23 protein-coding genes are annotated in these 23,649 nt (G+C 60.3%); 13 read left to right on the top strand and 10 right to left on the bottom strand.

The window, feature by feature from the left end; genetic code table 11:
* Nucleotides 1-57 precede the first annotated feature (57 nt).
* The gene (locus J1G35_RS14700) at nt 58-237 is read right to left on the bottom strand and encodes a hypothetical protein (RefSeq protein WP_003193095.1); all 180 of its coding nucleotides are present in this window, start codon (nt 235-237) and stop codon (nt 58-60) included.
* A gap of 321 nt (nt 238-558) precedes the next feature.
* Here J1G35_RS14700 and J1G35_RS14695 point away from each other — a divergent pair, with 321 nt between their 5' ends.
* From J1G35_RS14695 to J1G35_RS14685, 3 genes are all read left to right on the top strand, one after another.
* Nucleotides 559-1,395 (top strand): S1-like domain-containing RNA-binding protein, encoded by an 837-nt coding sequence (locus tag J1G35_RS14695; RefSeq protein WP_053133042.1) that lies wholly within the window; start codon nt 559-561, stop codon nt 1,393-1,395.
* Nucleotides 1,396-1,508: 113 nt separating this feature from the next.
* Nucleotides 1,509-1,907, top strand: a complete 399-nt coding sequence (locus J1G35_RS14690) for a DUF2177 family protein (RefSeq protein WP_223015274.1) — start codon at nt 1,509-1,511, stop codon at nt 1,905-1,907.
* Nucleotides 1,908-2,106: 199 nt separating this feature from the next.
* A complete protein-coding gene (locus J1G35_RS14685) occupies nt 2,107-3,549 on the top strand; it encodes an NCS1 family nucleobase:cation symporter-1 (protein ID WP_223015273.1) in 1,443 nt (480 codons plus the stop codon).
* On the opposite strand, the gene J1G35_RS14680 is transcribed toward J1G35_RS14685, so the two are convergent.
* Nucleotides 3,461-4,669 carry an MFS transporter gene (locus tag J1G35_RS14680; RefSeq protein WP_223015272.1) on the bottom strand — a complete coding sequence of 403 codons (1,209 nt, stop codon included), beginning with the start codon at nt 4,667-4,669 and terminating at the stop codon, nt 3,461-3,463. The genes J1G35_RS14685 and J1G35_RS14680 overlap by 89 nt on opposite strands.
* 103 nt (nt 4,670-4,772) lie before the next feature.
* Between J1G35_RS14680 and J1G35_RS14675 the strand changes: the two genes are divergently transcribed.
* From J1G35_RS14675 to J1G35_RS14670, 3 genes are all read left to right on the top strand, one after another.
* Complete coding sequence (locus J1G35_RS14675; RefSeq protein ID WP_053133053.1) at nt 4,773-5,666, top strand: LysR family transcriptional regulator; 894 nt, start codon at nt 4,773-4,775, stop codon at nt 5,664-5,666.
* 143 nt (nt 5,667-5,809) lie between these two features.
* Complete coding sequence (locus J1G35_RS30945; RefSeq protein WP_003193089.1) at nt 5,810-5,932, top strand: PA1414 family protein; 123 nt, start codon at nt 5,810-5,812, stop codon at nt 5,930-5,932.
* Between the two features lie 535 nt (nt 5,933-6,467).
* Nucleotides 6,468-8,072: an amino acid dehydrogenase gene (locus J1G35_RS14670; RefSeq protein WP_223015271.1), complete on the top strand. Its 1,605-nt coding sequence runs from the start codon at nt 6,468-6,470 to the stop codon at nt 8,070-8,072.
* 66 nt (nt 8,073-8,138) lie between these two features.
* Here the strand turns inward: J1G35_RS14670 and J1G35_RS14665 are convergent, their stop codons facing one another.
* Genes J1G35_RS14665 through speB form a run of 4 tightly spaced genes read right to left on the bottom strand, consistent with a single transcriptional unit; the run spans nt 8,139 to nt 12,454 of the window.
* On the bottom strand, nt 8,139-9,521 hold the full coding sequence (locus tag J1G35_RS14665) for a sodium:solute symporter (RefSeq protein ID WP_223015270.1): 1,383 nt from the start codon (nt 9,519-9,521) through the stop codon (nt 8,139-8,141).
* 24 nt (nt 9,522-9,545) lie between these two features.
* Nucleotides 9,546-11,060, bottom strand: a complete 1,515-nt coding sequence (locus J1G35_RS14660) for a cytosine permease (RefSeq protein ID WP_223015269.1) — start codon at nt 11,058-11,060, stop codon at nt 9,546-9,548.
* 21 nt (nt 11,061-11,081) lie between these two features.
* Nucleotides 11,082-11,504: a nuclear transport factor 2 family protein gene (locus tag J1G35_RS14655; protein WP_223015268.1), complete on the bottom strand. Its 423-nt coding sequence runs from the start codon at nt 11,502-11,504 to the stop codon at nt 11,082-11,084.
* Nucleotides 11,504-12,454 carry an agmatinase gene (gene speB / locus J1G35_RS14650; protein WP_003210733.1) on the bottom strand — a complete coding sequence of 317 codons (951 nt, stop codon included), beginning with the start codon at nt 12,452-12,454 and terminating at the stop codon, nt 11,504-11,506. The genes J1G35_RS14655 and speB overlap by 1 nt, the downstream gene beginning before the upstream one ends.
* A gap of 149 nt (nt 12,455-12,603) precedes the next feature.
* On the opposite strand from speB, the gene J1G35_RS14645 reads away from it, so the two are divergent.
* The 7 genes from J1G35_RS14645 (at nt 12,604) to J1G35_RS14615 (ending at nt 20,433) form a co-directional block, all read left to right on the top strand.
* Nucleotides 12,604-13,497, top strand: coding sequence for a LysR family transcriptional regulator (locus J1G35_RS14645; protein WP_027603788.1), 894 nt, complete (start codon nt 12,604-12,606; stop codon nt 13,495-13,497).
* 6 nt (nt 13,498-13,503) lie between these two features.
* Nucleotides 13,504-14,109 carry a DTW domain-containing protein gene (locus tag J1G35_RS14640; protein ID WP_223015267.1) on the top strand — a complete coding sequence of 202 codons (606 nt, stop codon included), beginning with the start codon at nt 13,504-13,506 and terminating at the stop codon, nt 14,107-14,109.
* Between the two features lie 227 nt (nt 14,110-14,336).
* A complete protein-coding gene (cysM, locus tag J1G35_RS14635) occupies nt 14,337-15,239 on the top strand; it encodes a cysteine synthase CysM (protein ID WP_015885254.1) in 903 nt (300 codons plus the stop codon).
* Nucleotides 15,239-16,591 carry a 23S rRNA (uracil(1939)-C(5))-methyltransferase RlmD gene (gene rlmD, locus J1G35_RS14630; protein WP_223015266.1) on the top strand — a complete coding sequence of 451 codons (1,353 nt, stop codon included), beginning with the start codon at nt 15,239-15,241 and terminating at the stop codon, nt 16,589-16,591. Before cysM ends, rlmD begins: the two co-directional genes overlap by 1 nt.
* A gap of 123 nt (nt 16,592-16,714) precedes the next feature.
* On the top strand, nt 16,715-18,958 hold the full coding sequence (gene relA / locus J1G35_RS14625) for a GTP diphosphokinase (protein ID WP_027603791.1): 2,244 nt from the start codon (nt 16,715-16,717) through the stop codon (nt 18,956-18,958).
* A gap of 70 nt (nt 18,959-19,028) precedes the next feature.
* Nucleotides 19,029-19,862, top strand: a complete 834-nt coding sequence (gene mazG / locus J1G35_RS14620) for a nucleoside triphosphate pyrophosphohydrolase (RefSeq protein WP_223015265.1) — start codon at nt 19,029-19,031, stop codon at nt 19,860-19,862.
* Nucleotides 19,863-19,887: 25 nt separating this feature from the next.
* Nucleotides 19,888-20,433 carry a DUF2058 domain-containing protein gene (locus tag J1G35_RS14615; protein ID WP_010208656.1) on the top strand — a complete coding sequence of 182 codons (546 nt, stop codon included), beginning with the start codon at nt 19,888-19,890 and terminating at the stop codon, nt 20,431-20,433.
* A 97-nt stretch (nt 20,434-20,530) separates the two neighbouring features.
* On the opposite strand, the gene J1G35_RS14610 is transcribed toward J1G35_RS14615, so the two are convergent.
* The 4 genes from J1G35_RS14610 to purM form a co-directional block, all read right to left on the bottom strand.
* Nucleotides 20,531-20,719, bottom strand: coding sequence for a hypothetical protein (locus J1G35_RS14610; protein WP_223015264.1), 189 nt, complete (start codon nt 20,717-20,719; stop codon nt 20,531-20,533).
* Between the two features lie 258 nt (nt 20,720-20,977).
* The gene (locus tag J1G35_RS14605; protein ID WP_053133086.1) at nt 20,978-21,691 is read right to left on the bottom strand and encodes a DUF3108 domain-containing protein; all 714 of its coding nucleotides are present in this window, start codon (nt 21,689-21,691) and stop codon (nt 20,978-20,980) included.
* An 8-nt stretch (nt 21,692-21,699) separates the two neighbouring features.
* Nucleotides 21,700-22,350 (bottom strand): phosphoribosylglycinamide formyltransferase, encoded by a 651-nt coding sequence (purN, locus tag J1G35_RS14600; RefSeq protein ID WP_053133089.1) that lies wholly within the window; start codon nt 22,348-22,350, stop codon nt 21,700-21,702.
* On the bottom strand, nt 22,350-23,408 hold the full coding sequence (gene purM, locus J1G35_RS14595) for a phosphoribosylformylglycinamidine cyclo-ligase (RefSeq protein ID WP_017527563.1): 1,059 nt from the start codon (nt 23,406-23,408) through the stop codon (nt 22,350-22,352). The genes purN and purM overlap by 1 nt, the downstream gene beginning before the upstream one ends.
* Between the last annotated feature and the right edge of the window lie 241 nt (nt 23,409-23,649).

Genomic DNA, 23,649 nt, shown 5'->3' with positions numbered 1-23,649 from the left:
TCTAGTCCTAGCGCCTTGAAGGCAAGACGCTTAGGGACCAGGTGTATTGCGCAGGTGTTACTTCTTGCCCAGGCTGATCTGCTTGGACGGGCCGAAAGTCTGGCCGCTCACGCCCTTGGCAATTTGCTGGATTTCGCCACCGGACTTGAGGAAAGCAGCAATCTGGCTGTTGATCGATTCGCTGGTTTCAACGGCGGGAGCTGGCTTTGCTTTGCTATTGGATGCTTTTACACGCATGGCGGCCACTAACCTGTAGAAAATTAACTTGGCCAGGCATCGTACAGGAAATACTTGACAATTGCTTGGTAAATATCCCCCGGGAATAAGTGCAACAGCTGAAAGCAGCCAAAGTTTATCTTTGAAATTAGCCCCTAACTTACTGTTTTAACTCGAAACCACGGGGTGAGCCGGCACGGGGGGCTGGCAAAATTCAGCCGAATGATCGGACGAGCGGGGCGGTGCCACAGAAACGCCAGGCAAACCCGCGATTTTTCAGGCGCACGCGCGTGGCAAACGCAACTCGGGTAGAATGCCGCCCACGCAATGAGGGTATTGGAAATGGCTTTAGTCGGGCGCTACAACAGCTTGCAAGTGGTTAAACACACTAACTTTGGTTTGTACCTTGATGGTGCGCAAGATGGCGAAATCCTCTTGCCTAATCGGTATATCCCCAAAGATATTCCCAGTGAAGATGAAGACTGGCTTAACGTTTTCATTTACCTGGACAGCGATGACAAACTTATCGCCACCACCGAAAAACCCAAAGTTCAAGTCGGCGAATTTGCCAGTTTGAAAGTGGTGGAAGTCAACAGCATTGGCGTATTCCTCGATTGGGGTTTGCCAAAGGATCTGTTGCTGCCGTACTCGGAAGAAAAACGTCAGATGACCGCCGGTGAATATTGTGTGGTGCACGTCTACCTCGACAAGCACACCAAGCGCATCACCGCTACCGCACGGCTTGACCGCTACCTGGACAAGACGCCGGCCAACTACGTCGTGGGCCAGGAGGTCGACCTGCTGGTCGCCGAAGCCACCGACATGGGCTTCAAGGCGATCATCAACAACAAGCACTGGGGCTTGATCCACAAGAACGAAGTGTTCAAGTTCCTGCGTCCGGGCAAGGAAGAGAAAGGCTTTATCAAAGAGATCCGCGCCGATGGCAACATCAGCCTGAGCCTGCAACCGGTTGGCCAGGAAGCGGCCTCCAGCCTCAACTCGAAGATCCTTGCCAAGTTGCGTGAAAACAACGGTAGCCTGCCGGTCAGCGACAAGAGCGACCCGGCCGTGATCAGCAACTTGTTTGGCGTGAGCAAAGGCAACTTCAAGAAGGCTATCGGTGCACTCTACAAGCAGGGCCAGATCGTGATTCACGCGGATCGCATTGAACTAAGCTGAGTTCACTTTGCTCTCCTGTAGGAGCGAGCTTGCTCGCGAAAAAGGCCCATCCGACACCGTGATGCGCCTGGAATATTTTCGCGAGCAAGCTCGCTCCTACAGAGGGTGCATCAATGTCCAAGAAGTCTGTGTTCGCCTACCTCGGCACTTTGCTCGCCTTCCTTATCCTTGACGGCTTGTGGCTCGGCGTCCTCATGGGCCCGACCTACAAATCCCTGCTGGGCCCGCTGATGCTCGATCAGCCTCGCCTGTTGCCCGCAACGCTGTTCTATCTCTTGTATGTTCTCGGTTGCGTGGTGTTTGTGGTCTTGCCCAGCGCCAGTTGGCAACGCGCTGCGCGGATGGGCGCCATGCTGGGCCTGGTGGCCTACGGCACCTATGACCTGAGCAACTGGGCCACGTTGCAAGGCTGGTCCGCTGCTTTAGCGTTGATGGACATGGCCTGGGGCACTTGCCTGACCGCGATGTGCTGCACGGTTGGCTACCTGTGTGCACATCGGGTGCACCGCTGATTGTGTACAGGATTAATCTGCACCGTTGCTGAGCGCAGCTCGCTGCTATAAACCCCTGCGTACCCCTTTGGAACCCCGCTTCAGAGGGATTGTGTTCTATTGGCACGCATTCTGCTGACTGTCTCGTATACAAACCATGCCGCCTCCCGTATGCACACCCGTGACGGAAGCGCAGGCCGGTATTACGAGGAGCCCAGCGATGACCGAACAATTGCCCAAAGGCTACAGCCCACGCCTTTACAACCAGGACCTGGGCCCACTGCCGCAAAAGTGGACCTGGTACAACATCTTCGCCTTTTGGATGAGTGACGTGCACAGCGTGGGTGGCTATGTGTTCGCCGCCAGTCTGTTCGCCCTTGGGCTGGCCAGTTGGCAGGTGTTGATTGCCTTGCTGGCGGGCATCTGCATCGTGCAATTGATTGCCAACCTGGTGGCCAAGCCCAGCCAGCAGGCCGCCGTGCCCTATCCAGTAATCTGCCGGCTGGCGTTTGGTGTGTTCGGTGCGAATATTCCCGCGGTGATTCGCGGCTTGATTGCGGTGGCCTGGTACGGGATTCAGACCTACCTGGCGTCGAGTGCCTTGATCATTGTGGTATTGCGCTTTTTCCCACAGATGGCGGTGTTTGCAGAGCCGCATTTTGCCGGCCTGTCCTACCTGGGCTGGTTTGGTTTCCTCAGTTTATGGGTGCTGCAGGCTGCGGTGTTCTGGGCCGGCATGGAGTCCATCCGCCGCTTTATTGATTGGGCGGGGCCGGTGGTTTATGCGGTGATGTTTGCCCTGGCCGGCTGGATCGTGTGGAAGGCGGGTTGGGCGAATATCAGCTTTACCCTGGCGGAAAAATCCCTGTCGGGCTGGCAGGCGGTCGGTCAGGTGATCGTGGCGACGGCGCTGGTGGTGTCGTACTTTTCCGGGCCGACCCTGAATTTCGGTGATTTCAGTCGTTACTGCCGCAGCATGCAGGATGTGCGGCGCGGCAACTTCTGGGGCCTGCCGGTGAATTTCCTGGCGTTCTCCCTGGTGACCGTGGTGATTGTTTCGGGCACCCTGCCGGTGTTTGGCGAAATGCTGCATGACCCGATTGCCACTGTGTCGCGTATCGATAACAGCATGGCGGTGCTGCTTGGCGCTTTTGCATTTGTGACTGCCACCATCGGCATCAACATCGTCGCCAACTTCGTGTCCCCCGCGTTTGACTTTGCTAACGTCGCGCCGAGCAAAATCAGCTGGCGCGCCGGCGGCATGATCGCCGCTGTGGCTTCGATCTTCATCACCCCATGGAACCTGTTCAACAACCCGCTGATGATCCACTACACCCTGGACATTCTCGCGGCCTTTATCGGCCCGCTGTTCGGGATTTTGCTGGTGGACTTCTACCTGATCAAAAAACAGAAGATCGACGTCGACGCGCTGTTCGATGACAGCCCGAGCGGGCGCTATTACTTCGACGGCGGCGTGAACTGGACGGCAGTCAAGGCGCTGGTGCCCGCTACATTGGCGGGTGTCGCGATCACCTTCACCCCGGCGTTGCAGGGCATGGCGAACTTTGCCTGGTTTACCGGCTGCTTCCTGGGTGGGTTGTTTTTCCTGATGTTGGCGCGGCGAGAGCAGCTTCGCACGCCGGTACCGTTGGTCGCGGGTTGACCAATACCCCTCCCGCCACCAACAGGCCTGCACCGGCGATCACCAACGCGGGTTGCAGGCCACCGCTCAGGTGGCTGCTCACCGACGCCAGCAACGGCCCACTCAATTGGCCGATGGCAAAGCTGGCGGTCAGCAGACCGGTGTTGCGCTGATAGCCGTGGGGGGCAATCTCCCGCAGGCGCGCCATCACCAACTGCATGCAGGCCAGGAATGGCGCACCGCACAGCATCACCCCCAGCGCCAGACCCCAACCGTTACCCAGCAGGCAAGCGAATACGCCGGCCGCTTGCAGCCACAGCGTGGTCATCAACCAGCGGCGGGTGGTGTCCGGGTCCTTGGGACGCAGGCTTGCGACCACCACGCCAATCGCCGCGGCCAAACCAAAGCATGGCCAGAACAGATCAGCCTGCCAGGCACCCTTGAATTGCGCGCTGGCCATCTGTGACAGGAACGTCGCCGGAATGATGTAGCCCAGGCCGAACAACACATAGATCCAGCACAGGTGGGCAATGCTGCCGTTGCTGGCCGTGTCGGCGTGGCTTGCGACAGGCGCAGTGACGGCGGACGGCTGGGGGAGGAAGGGCAGGACTGCCAGTAGCATCACCAGCGCCACCACACCATAGATCAGCCACAACGTTGCCGAGTTTTGACCCAACAGGTTGGAGCCCAGCGCCAGTAACCCGGTCAACACAATCCCCAGCCCCGGCCCGGCGAACACCAGCGCGCCCAGGCGTGCACGCCCGGCGGCAAGCGCCAGCGGCTGGCTCAGGCTGGTGATCATCACCAATGCCCAGGCACTCGCAACGCCGGTGCCGAAGCGCAACAGCAAGTGGGGCCAGAAACCATGCGCCCAGTACGACGCCAGTGTCAGCAACACACACAACCACAGCCCGCCGTACAGGCGACCGCGCACGTGGTGATGGCTGCGCGCAAAAATCGAATCCACCGCACCGATGAAGTAGCCCAAGTAGTTGGCAGCGGCGATCAGCCCGGCGTCGGTCAGGTCGATCTGGCCCTCGCTGAGCAGATGGGGCATTTGCGGGGTAAGGGCGAAGCGGCCAATGCCCATGGCCATCATCAGGGCGATAAAGCTGGCGAGTAAGCGGATCAGGGGTGACATGCTCAGGTGTCCTGCTGGTAAGCGAATACCTGCAGGCTAAAGCGCATTGACTTTCTGTAAAAATGAATAATAGTGAGTAACTTGTTCAGTTTTGGAGAAAGGTATGGAGTTCAGTCAATTGCGGATTTTCCAGGCCGTGGCCGAAGAGGGCTCCATCACCCGCGCTGCCGAACGCCTGCATCGGGTGCCGTCGAACTTGTCGACCCGGCTCAAGCAGATGGAGGAACAGCTTGGCGTGGAGTTGTTCCTGCGCGAGCGCCAGCGCTTGCAGCTTTCTCCGGCGGGCAAGGTGTTGCTGGACTACAGCACTCGCCTGTTGGCCTTGCATGACGAAGCCCACGGTGCGGTGCAAGGCGGGCAACCGGCCGGCAATTTTGTGCTGGGCAGCATGTACAGCACGGCGGCGGTGCATTTGCCGAAGCTGCTGGCGCGCTATCACAAGGCTTATCCGATGGTGAACCTGCAGGTGCAATCGGCGCCCAGTGGTGAACTGCTCGAAGGGTTGATTACCGGTCGCCTGGATGCTGCTTTTGTGGACGGGCCCATCACTATCGCCTCGTTGGACGGTGTAGTCCTGTGCGAAGAACGCCTGGTACTGATATGTGAAGCCGACCACCCGCCCGTGCGCGGACCACAGGACGTTGCTGGGCGTTCGGTGTTCACTTTCCGCCGCAGCTGCGCCTACCGCACGCGCCTGGAAACCTGGTTTTCCCACGAGCACGTCGCCATGGGGCGGGCGATTGAGATCGAGTCTTATCAAGGCATGCTCGCCTGCGTCATCGCCGGTTCAGGCGTGGCGCTGATGGCCGAATCCATGCTCGACAGCCTGCCGGGCAAGGACAGCGTGTCCGTTCATCCGCTGACAGGGCCTTTTGCCACTGCGACCACCTGGCTGATGTGGCGAAAGGGTATGCTCGGCGCTAACCTCAACGCATGGATCGACCTGCAGCAAGAGGGCAGGGCAGATTTCCTGCATGAAGCACGCGCAATTGCTTGAACGATCCGACAGGATTTGGATCAATTCAGTAATAGTTCGTTGTGGTTTCGTTCAAGCAATACGTAGGACTTAGGGCTACTATCAATGTAGGAAAAGGCGACAGAGCTTGCGCCTATCAGCATTACCCTCAAAGGGGGCAAACCATGAAAGAGAAAATTCAAAACTGGCTCCATGACCTCGGCGTTGCGCTGGGCCTGATCGAGCCACCGCTGCAGCCGGTGCCAATTCGTACCGATGACGAGCAGCGTCGTCCGCGCCGCAGATAATCTCCGGCCGAAGCAGGATTAAAGGTGGGAGCGGGCTTGCTCGCGAATACGCTGTGTCAGTTAACGGAATGATTGACTGATCCAGCGCTTTCGTGAACAAGCCGGCTCCCACCGTTTATTTTGCGCCAGGCAAAACCAACGGGCGTTACATCCGATGGCGCACCGCCCATGCGGCGTTTTTAGCGCCAGTCATACCTCCCGCTGCCCGAGTCACCCCTCGCGATAACCCCCTCACTCCACAGCACTCACTCGCCCCTGGTGATCTGAACAATCGTTCGGATGCAAGCGCCTGCTTCCAGGAAACACCTGTTGTTCCCCGGTGACACGGGTGAGTAGTCCCAATCTATGCAGGTCAGTCAGGCTTTTGACGTTCAAGTGTGGGAATCAGGCTACTTGTTCATCAGAAGCGGCTGGCTTATTCAATTCAAACGATGAGCGTAGGTTGAGTTCCTCAAGGGCATTTCAATAACGCCCCACCTCCATTGAATGGCTCTCTGCGAGGCATTAGTCAGTCAGAATTGCTGGAGACAAAGCTATGAGGCTCTCTTCCATTCCGCCAGTCGCCGCGTCACTCATCGCCATAACCGGAAATATCTTACATCTTGCACCTGTGTCGAGAGCCTGGAAGGCTCACGCACCCAGCAACGTAGTGTTCTTTCCCCCGACATTAACCAAGCACGATCTACTCATACAGATCGGCCTCCTGAGTCCATCGGCGATGATTGTCGGAGACCAGGCGATCGATGCAGACGTCATTGCCCAATGGCGCATATCCCACCCATTTGGTGACCTCCATTTGATCCGCAGAGGTACGAGCCTGGATAAGGTGCGACTGGATCTTTGCGATTCCAACGACATCCGCGTGGTCAATACGCCGGGGGTCAACGCGCCGCATGTCGCCGCCTATATGGCGCGCTGGCTGACACTCGCCGATGGCTCCCTGCCCCGTGACGTCTGTGTACTGGGATACGGTAATGTGGGTAGAGAACTGGTCAAGCTGTTGCTTGATCGAGATCCGGATGTTCGGATCAAGGTATTGGATCGACACGCTCAAGGACCGGACACTCTGGGCAAAGCCCGCTCCGACAGCCGAGTGTCGTTTGGCGTGGACTGGTTCGGGGCGCTGGACGGGGCCAGTGCTGTCGCTACCTGTTTATCCCTGAATGATGAGTCCACCCATCGCATTGATCGGGCCCTCATTCAGTGCCTGCACAGACAAGCTCGTCTGGTCTGCGTGGCCAAGCCAGATGTCTTCAGCGATGACGCTTTGCGAGCCCTGGCAACGGCTGAAGATATCCAGCTTGTATTGGACTACGGGCCTGGGACATTGGATGCATTTCGGGTGCGCGTAGAAGCACTCGGCTGCAGTGTCTCCAAGTGGCGCAAACCGGCGACCCTGACAACCCAGGCGGCGATGACTGAGGCCTGCCATTGCGATCTTGACTATGCCGTTTCAATTCAACTGAGCTTGACCGCCTTGCGCTGCCTTGTGAGGCGCAAACTTGCCCACTCATTGATGATCCCTGCGCAACAGGCAGATGCCGGCGCGCCGCGTGTGTCGATCATCGGTAGAGGTATCAACGGCCTGCTCCAAGCCGTGATGTTCCGCCTGGCCAATTATCAGGTCTCGGTCTACGGAGGAAATCAGCAGAGCGATGGAGCCAGTCATAAGCAGGTGAACATGCGCCATCTATCAGCCACGGAGACGACTGCGAAGCCGCTGAATAACGATTATCTAACGCCTGGAAATCAGTACTTGGCCGTGGAGTGCAATCGCGCAGGCATCGAGCTGTTTGAAAAGTTTCTGGCTGACAATCCATCGATTGACGCATCGGGCGACGACCTGGGATTTGCGCACTTGAAGGATGAGATAGTCACGCTTTTGCAGCGTTCTGGGGTTCAGTTCATGCCCCAGCATCTGAGCCCAACCCAAATTGCTGATATGAGCAGAGAGCAATTCGTCGTCACGCCCATGGGAGCAGGGGAAACGGATGGACTGTCGATAGTCTATTGCTCCGCCTACAACCGCATTGCCGCCGGAGGAACGTATGCCGGGGGTACGACGCAGGGGTTGGTGTGGGCCTCCTTGGTCCAGGAAATCATCCAGGCAAAGGCGTCTGCGGTTTCGGCACTGTATTAATGAAAAAAACGGGTGCGACATCCGACGTCGCACCCGCTGAAGAAACCGCTCTAACCCCCCTATTTCCTACACCGCCCTAGCCACCTCCGCCTCTGGCCGGCGTGACAACACACTCACCAGTACAAAACTCACCAACGCCACCGCCAGGCTGTAGTAGATCGGCGTGTTCGCATCCAGCCCGTCCTTGAACATGAACACCAGCGCCGTCACGAAGCCCAGGGTCATGGACGTGATTGCCCCCGACGTGGTCGCCCGCTTCCAGAAGATCGCGCCGATCAGCGGGATCAGCATGCCACCCACCAGCAGGTTGTAGGCCAGGGGCAGGGCGCTGATCACGTCATTGACCACCAGTGCGATTCCCAGCACGACAATGCCGGTCAACATCGTGAACAGACGGTTGATTGCCAGGCTCGACTGTTTACCGCCGCGTAGACGTGGCAGCAAGTCTTCAGTCAATACGGTGGAGGCGGCGAGCAAGCCGGCGCTGGCCGTCGACATCATCGCCGCCAGTGCCGCTGCGATCACCAGGCCTCGGATGCCGTCCGGCAGCGAGACTTTGACGATGGCCGCGAACGCGTTGTTGACGTTGTCCAGGTCTGGAATCAGTACATGGGCCGCCATGCCGATCAATGCACAGGCGAGGCCGTAGAGGATGCAGTAGAAACCGGCGAAAGTGCCTGCGTACTTGGCGACCTTTTCGTCACGGGCGGTGAACACTCGCTGCCAGATGTCCTGGCCGATCAGGATGCCGAAAAAGTAGATCATGAAGTAGGTGATGATCGTGTCCCAGCCGATCGCGGTGAAGCTGAAGCTCGACGCCGGCAACTTGGCCACCAGTTCGTCCCAGCCGCCGACGCGGTACAGGCAGATCGGCAGCAGGATAAACATCAGGCCGACGGTCTTGATCACGAACTGCACGATGTCGGTAAGGGTCAGCGACCACATGCCGCCGATGGTCGAGTAGATCACCACCACGCCACCACCGAGCAGCACCGAGATCCAGAACGGCAGGCCGAACAGCACTTGCAGCACCGTGCCGATGGCCAGGATCGAGGTCACGCCGATCATCAGCGCATAGGCCAGCATGATCACCGCACTCGCTTGGCGGGCCATAGGGTTGTAGCGCTTTTCCAGCACCTGGGTGACGGTGAAGATTTTCAGCTTCAACAGCGGTTTAGCCAGGAACAGGTTCAGCGCAATGATCCCCATGCCCAGCGCGGCACACAGCCAGAAGCCGGAGATACCATGCACATAACCCAGGCGCACGGTGCCGACAGTGGATGCACCGCCCAGTACCGTGGCGGCCATGGTGCCCATGTACAGCGACGGGCCCAGGTTGCGACCGGCCACCAGGTAATCTTCGTGGGTCTTGGCGCGGCGCATGCCGTAATAGCCGAGCACGAGCATGCCGGCGGCGTAGATGAGTACGACGAATAAATCCAAAGCCATGACGGCGTTTCTCCGATTATTGTTTTAGGCAGTAGGCGCGCTTGTTGTCGCGAGGGAGCTTGCCCCCGCAGGGCTGCGAAGGGAGCCCTTGGGGCCATACACCGAAGCCGGTTCCGGGAACACACGCAGTAACGTCAGGTACACCACCGACGCCAACCCCAGCGTCACCGGCAGGCTGATGTCGATACCATCCGCCAGGTTGCCAAGCGGCCCGACAAACTGACCCGGCAAGTTGACGAAGCACAGGCCCACCAACGCGCTTGGAATCCAGGCCCCCAGCCCGCGCCAGTTCCAGCCATGGCTGAACCAGTAGCGGCCGCCGGTTTCACCGCGGGTGAACACCTGCAGGTCATCCGGGCAGTAGAAGCCGCGACGTACGATCAGGCCGATGATCATCATCACCATCCACGGGGTGGTGCAGGTGATGATCAGCACGGCGAAAGTCGACACGCTCTGCACCAGGTTGGCGGCGAAACGTCCGATAAAGATGAAGGCGATCGACATCACCCCGATCAGCAGCGTGGCCTTGACCCGCGACAGCAGGCGCGGGAACACGCTGGACATGTCCAGCCCGGTGCCATACAGCGAGGTGGTGCCGGTGGACATGCCGCCAATCACTGCGATCAGGCACACCGGCAGGAAGAACCAGGTGGGTGCCACCGCCAGCAAACCGCCGACGTAGTTGTTGGCCGCGATGTAGTCCGGCGCCTTGATCGCCACGATGGTCGCGGTGGCCAGGCCGAACAGGAACGGGATCAAGGTGGCGATTTGTGCCAGGACCACCGCCAGCATGATGCGCAGTTTCGGCGTCTCCCGTGGGATATAGCGCGACCAGTCACCCAGGAACGCCCCGAAGGAAATCGGGTTGCTCATGGCCACCAGCGCCGCGCCGATAAACGCCGCCCAGAAGCCGGTCTGGCCCAGGGCTACGGTGCCGGCGAAATGGCTGTCGAAGGTCGGCGCGAATGCGAAGATGCCCAACAGGAACAGCAGGCTCGCTGCCCAGACCGCAATGCGGTTGACCCACAGCATGAAACGAAAGCCGTAGATGCACACCGTCAGTACAAGCATGGCGAATACGCCGTAGGCCAGGCCCAGGGTCAGGTCGGTTTCCGGCAGGCCGATCAGCCGTTTCGCACCGCCGACCAGCGCGTCGCCTGAACTCCACACTGACAATGAGAAGAAGGCAATCGCCGTCAGCAACGACAGAAACGAGCCGACAATCCGTCCGTGCACGCCGAAGTGCGCACCGGAAGACACGGCGTTGTTGGTGCCATTGATCGGCCCGAACAGGCCCATGGGCGCGAGGATCACCGCCCCCACCAGCACACCCAGCACAATCGCCCAGACGCCGGCCTGGAACGACAAGCCGAACAACACCGGAAAGGAACCCAGTACGGCGGTGGCAAAGGTATTGGCACCGCCGAAGATCAGGCGAAACAGATCTTTGGGACCGGCGGTACGTTCGTTATCGGGGATCTGTTCGACCCCGTTGGTTTCTATTGTGCGAATACTTTTATGGTTGTTTTTATTATTCATGATCAGCTCCGATCACATTGGCTAAGGGGGCGGCAGCCCTTCCGGCATAGCGGACAAATGTTCGTGACAGGCCAGCCACAGGCCTTCTTGTTGTTCTGTGCGAGATCCTTGTCGTTTGAAGACAATGGTCTCGCGTTCCTGGCTGAAAAATTGCTCCCCGTTTATGCGCAGCTCGGTGGCCACGTCATGAATAAATATCGCCACATCACCCTGCAGGCTGACCACGGCGTTACTTGAGGTGCAGGACAGCACCTCAAATCCTTCATCCCGGCGCCAGCTGTCCCACAACGCCTGGTAGGCATCGCAACTGAGCAGCGGCTGGGGGAGGGTGTAGAACACAAAACTGGCATCGGCCGTGAACGCGCCGAAGTAGGCGGCGCGGTCGTTGCGCGCAAAGGCCGACACCAGGTCGGCGGCGGCTTTCAATACCTCCTGCGCGCTCATCAGCGATGGGCCACGCCGGGCAGTACGCAAAGCATTTCGTACAGCAGGTTGGCGCCCAGCAGCGAGGTGTTGCCGGTGGTGTCGTAGGGCGGCGAAACTTCTACCAGATCGCAACCAATCAGGTCGAGACCCTGGCAACCACGGATGATCTCGATCGCCTGGATGGTGGTCAGTCCGCCGATTTCCGGGGTGCCGGTGCCCGGCGCCCAGGCCGGATCGATGCCGTCGATATCGAAGCTCAGATACACCGGGCCGCCGCCGACTTTTTCCCGCACCTCGGCCATCAGTGGCGCGAGGGAGTGGTGCCAGCATTCTTCGGCCTGCACCACACGAAAGCCCTGTTTGCGGCTCCAGTTGAAGTCTTCGGCGGTGTAGCCCTGGGCGCGCAGGCCGATCTGCACGACGCGGTCGCAATCGAGCAAGCCTTCTTCCACGGCGCGGCGGAAGGTGGTGCCGTGGGCGATTTTCTCGCCGAACATATGGTCGTTGACGTCGGCGTGGGCATCGATGTGCACCAGCCCGACCTTGCCGTGTTTCTTATGGATCGCCCGCAGGATCGGCAGGGTGATGGTGTGGTCGCCGCCCAGCGTCATCGGGATCACGTTGTGTTCGAGAATCTCGTCGTAGGCTTCTTCGATGATGCGCACGGCGTCCAGCAGGTTGAAGGTGTTGATCGCCACGTCGCCAATATCCGCCACCGACAGCGAGTCGAACGGCGCGGCGCCGGTGGCCATGTTATAGGGGCGGATCATTACGGATTCGGCGCGAATCTCACGCGGTCCGAAGCGGGTGCCGGCGCGCAGCGAGGTGCCGATGTCCAGGGGCACGCCGACAAAGGCCGCATCCAGGCCCTTGGCCGACTGCAGGTGGGGAAGACGCATCATGGTGGCGATGCCGGCGAAGCGCGGCATTTCGTTGCCGCCCAGTGGTTGGTGGAAAATCTTGTCCACGGGATTGCCTCATCGTTGTTTTGTTTATTAGGGGCCGATTCTGCGAAAAGCCTGAGGTGGGAAGAATCGGCAGGGGCAAATACTTAGTTCAGATTTTTCTAAACTAAAGCGCGCAGGTAGACTGCTGCGACCGACACCCGGAGCCGACCATGGCCAACGCCTTGCCCGATCTGAAACTCCTGCGCATCTTCGTCAGCGTCGTGCGGCACCAGGGGTTCGCCAATGCCCAGCACGAACTCAACCTGTCTACCTCGGCCATCAGCACCTATATGAGCCAGTTGGAAAGCGCGTTGGGCCTGGTGCTGTGCCATCGCGGGCGGGGTGGGTTCAGCCTGACCAGCAAAGGCGAGCTGTTTCACCAGGAAACCTTGCGCCTGCTGGGTGAGCTGGAAGGCTTCGAGCAATACGCCGCTGCGCTCAAGGGCGAGCTACGCGGCACGCTCAAGCTCGGCGTGCTCGACTCCACCGTCAGCGACAAGGCCTTGCCGTTCGCGGAGGTTATCGGCGCCTACAGCCTGGAGCACCCGGCGGTGCACCTGAATTTATCGGTGATGAGCCCCTACGAGCTGCAACTCGGTGTACAGGACAACCGCCTGGACCTGGCCATCGGCGCCTTTTCCAATCGCATGAGCGGGCTGATCTACATGCCGCTGTACCGCGAGCAACACTGGTTGTATTGCAGCACCCGGCATCCGTTGTTCAGCGAACGGCGTATCCCCGAGCAGGTGATCACCCAGCAACGCATGGTCGGCCGCGGTTATTGGAGCCAGGCCGAACTGGCGCGCCACGGCTTCAAGCACAGCGCCGCGACGGTGGAAAGTATGGAGGCGCAGCTGATCCTGGTGCTCTCCGGCGCCTACATCGGCTACCTGCCCGAGCACTACGCCCAGGCCTGGGCCGACAAAGGCGACCTGCGCGTCTTGCTGCCGGCGACCTTCGGCTACCAGGCGCCGTTCTCGATGATCATGCGCCGCGGCCGCAGCCGCGAACCGCTGATCCAGACCTTCCGCGATTTACTCAAAGCCCAGCTCAATCAGGCCTGAATAACCATGTCCCGACCCCAATGCTCCCGCTGCCTCAGGCCCGCTGCCCATTGCCTGTGCGCACTGATCCCCAGCCTCGACAGCCGCACCCGCGTGCTTGTTTTGCAGCACCCGAGCGAGGTCAACCACGCGCTCAACACCGCGCGGCTGGCGGCGTTGGGATTGAACAATGCGCAGTTGGTAGTGGGCGAGGTCTTTGATGATCTGCCGACCCTGTTGAACCCGCCCGGCTATCAGGCGCGGCTGTTGTTTCCGGCTGACGATGCCCAGCCGCTGCAAGCCTATGCTCCCGGCGATCAGCCGTTATTGTTGGTGGTGCCCGACGGCACCTGGCGCAAGGCGCGCAAACTGCTGCACCTCAATCCTTTGCTGGCGGCGCTGCCTCGGGTGACGCTGGCGGAGGGCGCCGTGTCTCGCTATCGACTGCGCAAGGCGCCGGGGGCAGGGGCGTTGTCGACGGTGGAGGCGATTGTGCAGGCATTGCAGGTGCTGGAGGCGCCGGTGTCGTTTGAACCGTTGCTCAAGCCGTTTGATGCATTGATCGAAGGGCAGATTGCGGCGATGGGTGAGGAGGTCTTTCGGAGAAATCATGGCGATGGGCATTTGGGCTAGGCGGGGTATCGAGGCGCGGCCATCGGGAGCAAGCCCCCACATTCGACCGAGTTCCAGCATGAGAATGCGGTCCAGTGTGTGAGGGGGCTTGCTCCCGATGGGGCCCTCAAGCTCACCCTCTTTTCCGCTTATTCCTTTAAGCCATAAGCACCGCACTTTGCGTGATATGGCCCGCCGACCTTTCCCGGTATGATGTTCGCCCCCGCAGTCTGGATTGCGAATACGCCATGACCTTGCAGTACCCTACAATCGCCGATTGCGTCGGCAACACGCCCCTGGTCCGCTTGCAACGCATGGCGGGTGAAACCAGCAATACCCTGCTGCTCAAGCTCGAAGGGAACAACCCGGCCGGCTCGGTAAAAGACCGCCCGGCGCTGTCGATGATCACCCGCGCCGAGCTGCGTGGGCAGATCAAGCCCGGTGACACCCTGATCGAAGCCACCTCGGGTAATACCGGGATCGCCCTGGCCATGGCCGCCGCGATCAAGGGTTACAAGATGGTGCTGATCATGCCCGACAACGGCAGCGCCGAGCGCAAGGCGGCGATGACCGCCTATGGCGCCGAGTTGGTACTGGTCACCCAGGAAGAAGGCATGGAAGGCGCCCGCGACCTCGCTGAGCGCATGGCCGCCGAAGGCCGTGGCCAGGTGCTGGACCAGTTCGCCAATGGGGACAACCCCGAAGCGCACTACACCACCACCGGTCCGGAAATCTGGCGTCAGACCCAGGGCACCATCACCCATTTCGTCAGCTCCATGGGCACCACCGGCACCATCATGGGCAACTCGCGCTACCTCAAGGAGCAGAACCCGGCGATCCAGATCGTCGGCCTGCAACCGATGGAAGGCGCGGCCATCCCAGGCATTCGTCGCTGGCCCGAAGAGTACTTGCCGAAGATCTACAACGCGACGCGAGTGGACCGCATCATCGACATGGCCCAGCGTGAAGCCGAAGACACCACCCGCCGCCTGGCGCGTGAAGAAGGCATCTTCTGCGGCGTGTCATCCGGCGGCGCCGTGGCGGGTATGTTGCGCTTGTCCAAGGAAGTGGAAAACGCGGTGATCGTCGCGATCATCTGTGACCGAGGCGACCGTTACCTGTCGACCGGCATTTTCGACGAACCCAACTGATGGCCAAGCACGAGAGAGGCCTGCGCTTCCAACCGACGGGCGGCAGCCGGGCCCCACAGATTCCCGTGGGCAAGAAGCAACGCCTGACCATCGAGCGCCTGGCCAACGACGGCCGCGGCATCGTGTTCTTTGAAGGTCGCACCTGGTTTGTCAACGGTGCGCTGGCCGGCGAAGAGGTTGAAGCGCGGGTGTTGGGCACCCATGGCAAAGTGGTCGAGGCCCGCACCGAACGCGTGTTCAAGGCCAGCGAACTGCGTCGCCCGGCACCGTGCGCACACTTCGGCCGCTGTGGCGGTTGCAGCGTGCAGCACTTGCCCCATGACGAACAGCTCGCCCTTAAACAGCGCATGCTCGCCGAGCAACTGTCCCGCGTGGCCGGTGTCGAACCGCAAGAGTGGGCCGCACCGTTGAGTGGGCCGGAATTCGCTTACCGACGCCGCGCCCGCGTGGCCGTGCGCTGGGATGCCAAGGCGAAAAAACTCGAAGTGGGTTTCCGCGCCGCGGCCAGCCAGGACATCGTCGCCATCGATGATTGCCCGGTGCTGGTACAGGCCTTGCAACCGATCATGCAGCGTCTGCCGAACATGCTGCGCCGCCTGAGCAAACCTCAGGCCCTGGGGCATGTGGAGTTGTTCAGTGGCTCGTCCGTCGCTGTGTTGCTGCGGCATATGGCGCCGTTGTCGGACGCGGACCTGCTGATCCTGAAAGAATTTTGTAGCTTCCATGAAGCCCAGTTGTGGCTGCATGGCGAAGGCCAGCCGGAACCTGTTGAGCCTGATCAGTCACTGGGTTTCCGGTTGGACCCATGGGACTTGGAGCTGGCGTACCGACCCGGGGATTTTGTCCAGGTCAACGCCGGGGTCAACCAGGCGATGGTGGCCCAGGCCCTGGACTGGCTGGCGCCGCAGCCTGATGAGCGGGTGCTGGACCTGTTCTGCGGCCTGGGCAACTTTGCCCTGCCGCTGGCGAAACAGGTGCGCGAAGTGGTGGCGGTGGAAGGTGTGCAGACCATGGTGGACCGGGCGGCACAGAATGCCGTCAGTAACAATTTGCATAATGCGCAGTTTTTTCAGGCCGATTTGTCTCAGCCTTTGACTGACGCGGAATGGGCCAAACAGGGCTTTTCTGCGGTACTCTTGGACCCACCCCGCGATGGTGCCCTGGAGGTTGTGCGCAAGCTCGCCACCCTGGGGGCCAAGCGCCTGGTGTATGTGTCCTGCAACCCGGCGACGCTGGCGCGGGACACGGTTGAGCTGGTCAAGCAAGGCTACCGGCTAAAACGTGCCGGGATCCTCGACATGTTTCCGCAGACAGCGCATGTCGAGGCCATGGCGTTATTTGAAGCGGGCTAGGATGCCCGTTTAATCCGACTGGCCTGCGATCTCCAAGGCCTATGATCTGCCACGGAGTTCGCAGTAAAAAGGTCGGCGATGATTTTGGCGCATCCAAGGTGCGTCGTAGGGAAGGTAAGCAAGATGGTACAGGTGAGAGCACACCAGCCGATCAACACCGACGGCAGTATCAATCTCGAGGCATGGCTGGATCATGCCATCAGTGTCGACCCGGCACTGGACCGTGAAGCCTTGAAAGCAGCCTGCGAGTTCGCTCGTGAGTCTGAGCAACAAGACAATGCAGCCAAGAACCTGTGGGCCGAAGGCACTTCCAGCTTTCGCACCGGGTTGGAGATCGCCGAGATCCTTGCCGATCTCAAGCTGGACCAGGACTCGCTGATCGCCGCCGTGCTCTATCGCGGCGTGCGTGAAGGGCACATCCAGTTGCCGACCGTCAGCCAGCGTTTTGGTGCGGTGGTGGCCAAGCTGATCGACGGCGTGCTGCGCATGGCTGCCATCAGCGCCAGCCTCAGCCCGCGCCAGTCCATGGTGCTGGGCACCCAGGGCCAGGTGGAAAACCTGCGCAAGATGCTGGTGGCAATGGTCGACGACGTACGTGTCGCCCTGATCAAGCTGGCCGAACGCACCTGCGCGATCCGTGCAGTGAAGACCGCCGACGACGAAAAGCGCAACCGCGTCGCCCGCGAAGTCTTCGACATCTACGCGCCGCTGGCCCACCGCCTGGGTATCGGCCATATCAAGTGGGAGCTGGAGGACTTGTCCTTCCGCTACCTCGAACCTGATCAATACAAACAGATCGCCACGCTGCTGCACGAGCGGCGGCTCGACCGTGAGCGCTTTATCAGCGACGTGATGGGCCAGTTGCGCGCCGAGTTGCAGGCCACCGGGGTCGATGCCGACATCAGCGGTCGCGCCAAACATATCTATTCGATCTGGCGCAAAATGCAGCGCAAGGGCCTGGCCTTCAGCCAGATCTACGACGTGCGCGCCGTGCGCGTGCTGGTGCCGGAAATGCGCGACTGCTACACCGCGCTGGGTATCGTCCATACGCTATGGCGGCACATTCCCAAGGAGTTCGACGACTACATCGCCAACCCCAAGGAAAACGGCTATCGCTCGCTGCACACCGCCGTGATCGGCCCCGAGGGCAAGGTGCTGGAAGTGCAGATCCGCACCCACGCCATGCACGAAGAGGCAGAGCTGGGCGTGTGCGCGCACTGGCGCTACAAGGGCACCGACGTCAAGGCCGGGTCCAACCAGTACGAGGAGAAAATCTCCTGGCTGCGCCAAGTGCTGGAATGGCACGAAGAACTCGGCGACATCGGCGGCCTGGCCGAACAGTTGCGCGTGGACATCGAGCCGGACCGGGTCTACATCTTCACCCCCGACGGCCATGCCATCGACTTGCCCAAGGGCGCCACGCCGCTGGACTTTGCCTACCGCGTGCACACCGAGATCGGCCATAACTGCCGGGGCGCCAAGATCAACGGGCGCATCGTACCGCTCAACTACAGCCTGCAAACCGGCGAGCAGGTCGAGATCATCACCAGCAAGCACGGCACGCCGAGCCGCGACTGGCTGAACCCGAACCTGGGCTACATCACCACGTCGCGGGCGCGGGCGAAGATCGTGCATTGGTTCAAGCTGCAGGCGCGCGACCAGAACGTCGCCGCCGGCAAGACCCTGCTCGAACGCGAGCTGGGCCGCCTGGGCCTGCCGCAGGTGGACTTCGACAAGCTGGCCGAAAAGGCCAACATGAAGATTGCCGAAGACATGTTCGCCGCCCTCGGTGCCGGCGACCTGCGGCTGGCGCAACTGGTCAACCTGGCCCAGCAACTGGTCGAGCCGGAGCGCGGCAACGAACAACTGGAGCTGATCCCGCGCAAAGCCACCGGCTACAAGCCCGGCAAGCGCGGCGATATCCAGATCCAGGGCGTCGGCAACCTGCTGACGCAAATCGCCGGCTGCTGCCAGCCGTTGCCGGGGGATGCCATCGTCGGCTACATCACCCAGGGCCGTGGCGTGAGCATTCACCGTCAGGACTGCGCCTCGGTGCTGCAACTGGGTGGGCGCGAGCCTGAGCGGATTATCCAGGTCAGCTGGGGCCCGGTGCCGGTGCTCACCTATCCGGTGGACATCATCATCCGTGCCTACGACCGTTCCGGCCTGCTGCGTGACGTCTCGCAAGTGCTGCTCAATGAGCGCATCAACGTGCTGGCGGTCAATACCCGCTCGAATAAAGAGGACAACACCGCGCTGATGTCCCTGACCATCGAGATTCCGGGGTTGGACGCTCTGGGGCGGTTGCTGGGACGGATTTCCCAGCTGCCGAACATCATTGAGACGCGGCGCAACCGTACCCCATGATTCGCGGAATGAATGCAGGCTAAATGTGGGAGGGGGCAAGCCCCCTCCCACACTGATCGGACACAGACTGATGTATTCACTTGAAGACCTGCTGCACCTCATGAGCCGCCTGCGCGACCCGCAATACGGGTGCCCGTGGGACATCAAGCAAACCTACGCCACCATTGTCCCGCACACCCTGGAAGAGGCCTACGAAGTGGCCGACGCCATCGAGCGCGGCGACTTTGATCATCTGCAAGGTGAGTTGGGCGACCTGTTGTTCCAAGTGGTGTATTACAGCCAGCTGGCGCGGGAAGAGGGGCGTTTCGAATTTGCCGGGGTGATCGACAGCATCACCGGCAAGCTGATTCGTCGTCATCCCCATGTGTTCCCGACCGGCGATCTGTATGCGCCGCTGGATATTCCTCAACTGAGCGAAGAACAGGTCAAGGAGCGTTGGGAGCAGATCAAGGCCGAGGAGCGCGCGGAAAAATCCGACGCACCGGAGCAACTGTCCCTGCTGGACGATGTGCCGACTGCCTTGCCGTCCTTGTCCCGGGCCGCCAAGTTGCAGAAGCGCGCCAGCCAGGTCGGCTTCGACTGGCCATCGGCCTTGCCGGTGGTGGATAACGTGCGCGAAGAACTGGACGAAGTGCTCGAAGCCATGGCCGATAACGACGCGGTGGCCATCGCCGATGAAGTCGGTGACCTGCTGTTCGCGGCGGTCAACCTGGCTCGTCACCTCAAGGTCGACCCGGAAACTGCGCTGCGTGGCGCCAATGCCAAGTTCGAACGACGTTTCCGATTTATCGAACAGGCATTGCGCGATGCACACCAACCCATAGAAGATTGCACCCTCGAAGAGTTGGACGCCCTGTGGGGCGAAGCCAAACGTCAGGAAAAGAACGTGTCCAGCTGCGGTTGAGCAGTTGCCTAAGTGAGTAAGCACCATGAGCCTTTCCCTTCGCGACCAGTTGCTCAAAGCAGGTCTGGTCAACCAAAAGCAGGCCAAGCAGGTCGGCAAAGAGAAACAGAAGCAGCAGCGGCTGGTCCACAAGGGCCAGATCGAGGCCGATGATACCCAGGCTCGCCTGGCCGCCGAGGCGCAGGCCGAGAAGGTCAAGCGTGACCAGGAGCTGAACCGTCAGCAACAGGAAAAAGCCGAGGCCAAGGCCCGTACGGCCCAGGTCAAGCAACTGATCGAGACCTCGCGCCTGCCTAAGCTCACGACCGAGGACTACTACAACTTCGTGGATGACAAGAAGGTCAAGCGCCTGTCGGTCAACACGTTGATGCGCAACAAGCTGAGCAACGGCTCCCTGGCCATCGTGCATCACGGTGGTGGATACGAGGTGATCCCGCGTGAAGCCGCGCTGAAGATCCAGGAGCGCGCACCGGAGCGTATCGTGCAGCTCAATATCCTCACCGAAAGCCAGGTGCCGGATGAGGATGATCCGTACGCCGCTTACCAGATCCCGGATGATCTGATGTGGTAAGGCTGTAAAACAACAAACCCCGCTCAAAAGGCGGGGTTTTTGTTTGCAGGCACTCCAGCTGCTGTGTGGGGCCGGGTGCCTGCAGGATTTCAGAATTTCAGGAGCTTTGTGTTTGGCGTTTCATCTCAAGCGATTCAAGCTCGTTTTTATAATTATGAGCATCGCTCTCGTTGTGAAACATGCCGACCAGCATGTCTTGCTGATGTACATCCCAGATGTGAATCCCATGGCCCAGTGCTTCGTGGGACATATGTTCGTCGTCGCGCTCAGTTACTTTTACAGTCATCTGCTTGCTCCAATTTCTGGTGGGTCTGCGGCAAGTCGTCGCAGGTCTTTTTATACGGTTTGTTAGCTTGCTAAGTAAACCGCTTTAGAGGTTTATGACAGAAGTTTCATGTTGGGCGCCATCGGAACAAGCCCCCTCCCGCGGCGGAAAGTGTTCGAAGGGGCTTGCTCCCGATGACGGCAGACACTTGACCCCAAAACCCCCAGACGAAAAAAAGCCCCGCATTCAGCGAGGCTCTTGTTCAGCTCATCCGCGCACTCAGTTGCCTTTGACGGCCTTGCCGTCAACGGTACCGTCTTGCAGCATGATGTTGTATTCCTTGCCGTCGGTCTCAACCTGACGCAGGGCAACCAGGATGCCGCCCTGGTCCTTGGCAAACCACATCTGTGTGATGCGCTTGCTTTGAGTCGGGTCACGCACGCGCTCAACCTTGATCGCGTCAATGCTGCCGACCTTGGTCTGGACTTTTTCCGGGCCGATCACACGGAAGTCGTAGGTGTCGACGTCGGTGCCTTCAACCACGTTGTAGCTCATGCTTTTCTTGCCGGCAGCCACGTCGCGCTGCAGGGCCAACTGGTAGGTCGACTTGTCGAGCATGCCGCTTTGCAACGGGACGTTGACCGCGTCTTTGTTTTCAAACCCGGTGACTTTCTTGGTCGATGGGTCGAAATCCAGGTTGATCTTCTTGGTCTTGCCCAGGCCGCCGCGTTCGAAGGCGTAGCTCTTCGGTTGCAGGGTGTCCTTGTCAAACAGGATCACGCTGGTTTCGGTCAGGCTGGCGATCATCATGGAGGCCTTGAAATTCAAGGTCCAGGTGCCGTCACCGTTTTTGGTCAGGCTGCGTTCTGCCGAACCGCTCATGGGCAACTGTTTCCAGTCTGCGGTGTAGCTGGCGGAGAACGGGTGTAGATCTGCCGCTTGCACGGCAGGCAAGGCGAACAGCGCAAAAGCGAAGAGCAAGGCGCGACGCATAAAATCTCCTAGGTTCGAATCAAGTGGCCGCTGGCCGCAAGTAACTGACCGTCCAATAATGCACCCTGGTCACCAAGAATCAACCGCCCCTCGGCAAACCAGCGAACAGCCAGCGGGTAAATCCTGTGCTCCTGGGTATGAACCCGTTGCGCAAGTGTCTGCGCCGAGTCATCTGACTCTACCGGAACCACTGCCTGTACGACCAGAGGCCCGCCATCGAGTTCCTCGGTGACGAAGTGCACGCTGCAGCCATGCTCGCTGTCACCGGCATCCAGCGCGCGCTGGTGCGTGTGCATGCCTTTGTACTTGGGCAACAGGGACGGGTGGATATTCAGCAGGCGCCCTTCATAGTGCCGCACGAAATCAGCGCTGAGGATGCGCATGAAACCGGCCAGTACCACGAGTTTGGGGTTGAAGGCGTCGATCAGTTCGACCAAGGCGCTGTCGAAGGCCTCGCGGCCTTCGAAAGCCTTGTGATCCAGCGAGCGGGTTTCGATACCCGCGTCACGGGCGCGTTGCAGGCCGTAGGCGTCGCTGCGGTTGGAGATCACCGCAGCGATGCGCACCGGGCTGTCGCCGGTGCGCGTGCTGTCGATCAGGGCCTGCAAGTTACTGCCGGTGCCGGAGAGCAGCACCACGACATCACAGGTCTGGGACATCAATGCGCCTTGAGGTTCTTCAGTTCAACCTGAGCAGCGCCTTCGGCGGCGGTGGCGATCTGGCCGATGACCCAAGGTTGCTCGCCGGCTTCGCGCAGAACGTTCAGCGCGGTTTCAACGTGTTCTTGTGCCACGCAGATCACCATGCCCACACCGCAGTTCAGCACGCGGTGCATTTCGGTTTCGTTGACGTTGCCTTTCTCTTGCAGCCAGTCGAATACCGCAGGACGCTGCCAGCTGGCCACGTCGACAATCGCCTGGGCGCCTTTTGGCAGGACGCGCGGGATGTTGTCCAGCAGGCCGCCACCGGTGATGTGGGCCATGGCCTTGACCGCGCCAGTGTCCTTGATCAGCTTGAGCAGTGGCTTGACGTAGATGCGGGTCGGGGCCATCAGCAGGTCGGTCAGCGGTTTGCCGTCGAGCTGGATGTTCTCGATGTCGGCACCGGACACTTCGATGATCTTGCGGATCAGCGAGTAGCCGTTGGAGTGCGGACCGGAAGATGGCAGGGCGAGCAGGGCGTCGCCGGCAGCGACTTTGGAGCCGTCGATGATGTCAGCTTTTTCCACCACGCCGACGCAGAAGCCGGCCAGGTCGTAGTCTTCGCCTTCGTACATGCCTGGCATTTCAGCGGTTTCGCCGCCGACCAGGGAGCAACCCGACAGTTCACAGCCGGCGCCGATGCCGGTCACCACCTGGGTGGCGGTCTCGACGTTGAGCTTGCCGGTGGCATAGTAGTCGAGGAAGAACAGCGGCTCGGCGCCGCATACCACCAGGTCGTTGACGCACATGGCCACCAGGTCGATGCCGATGCTGTCGTGCTTGTTCAGGTTCAGTGCCAGGCGCAGCTTGGTGCCTACACCGTCGGTGCCGGAAACCAGTACAGGCTGCTTGTAGCCGGCCGGGATTTCGCAGAGGGCGCCAAAACCGCCCAGGCCGCCCATGACTTCGGGGCGCGCAGTGCGCTTGGCGACGCTCTTGATGCGTTCGACCAATGCTTCACCGGCGTCGATGTCTACACCGGCGTCCTTGTAGCTCAGGGAGGGTTGCTTGCTCATGATCCAGGCCTTTAGGGGGGATTCAGGGGTAACGACCGAGCGGGCAGGCGCTTTTGGTAAAAGGCCCAGCCGTTGACGGTCTGCGAAGGCGCGCGATTTTATCAGGCTTGAGGGGCAGCGGCCATCCTCGGGCCGACGGGCAGGGCCACATAGACTAAAAAAACGGGTTAAAAAAATGCTAATCCTGTCTGCCCAGGCGCGTATTAAGGTATAGCCTTGAATCCGCTATCGTTATGACGTT

This window comes from Pseudomonas sp. SH10-3B, assembly GCF_019891415.1.
Classification (GTDB): Bacteria; Pseudomonadota; Gammaproteobacteria; order Pseudomonadales; family Pseudomonadaceae; genus Aquipseudomonas.
Note: the sequence above shows the minus strand (reverse complement) of the source record. Positions and strands in the feature narration are given on the sequence as shown.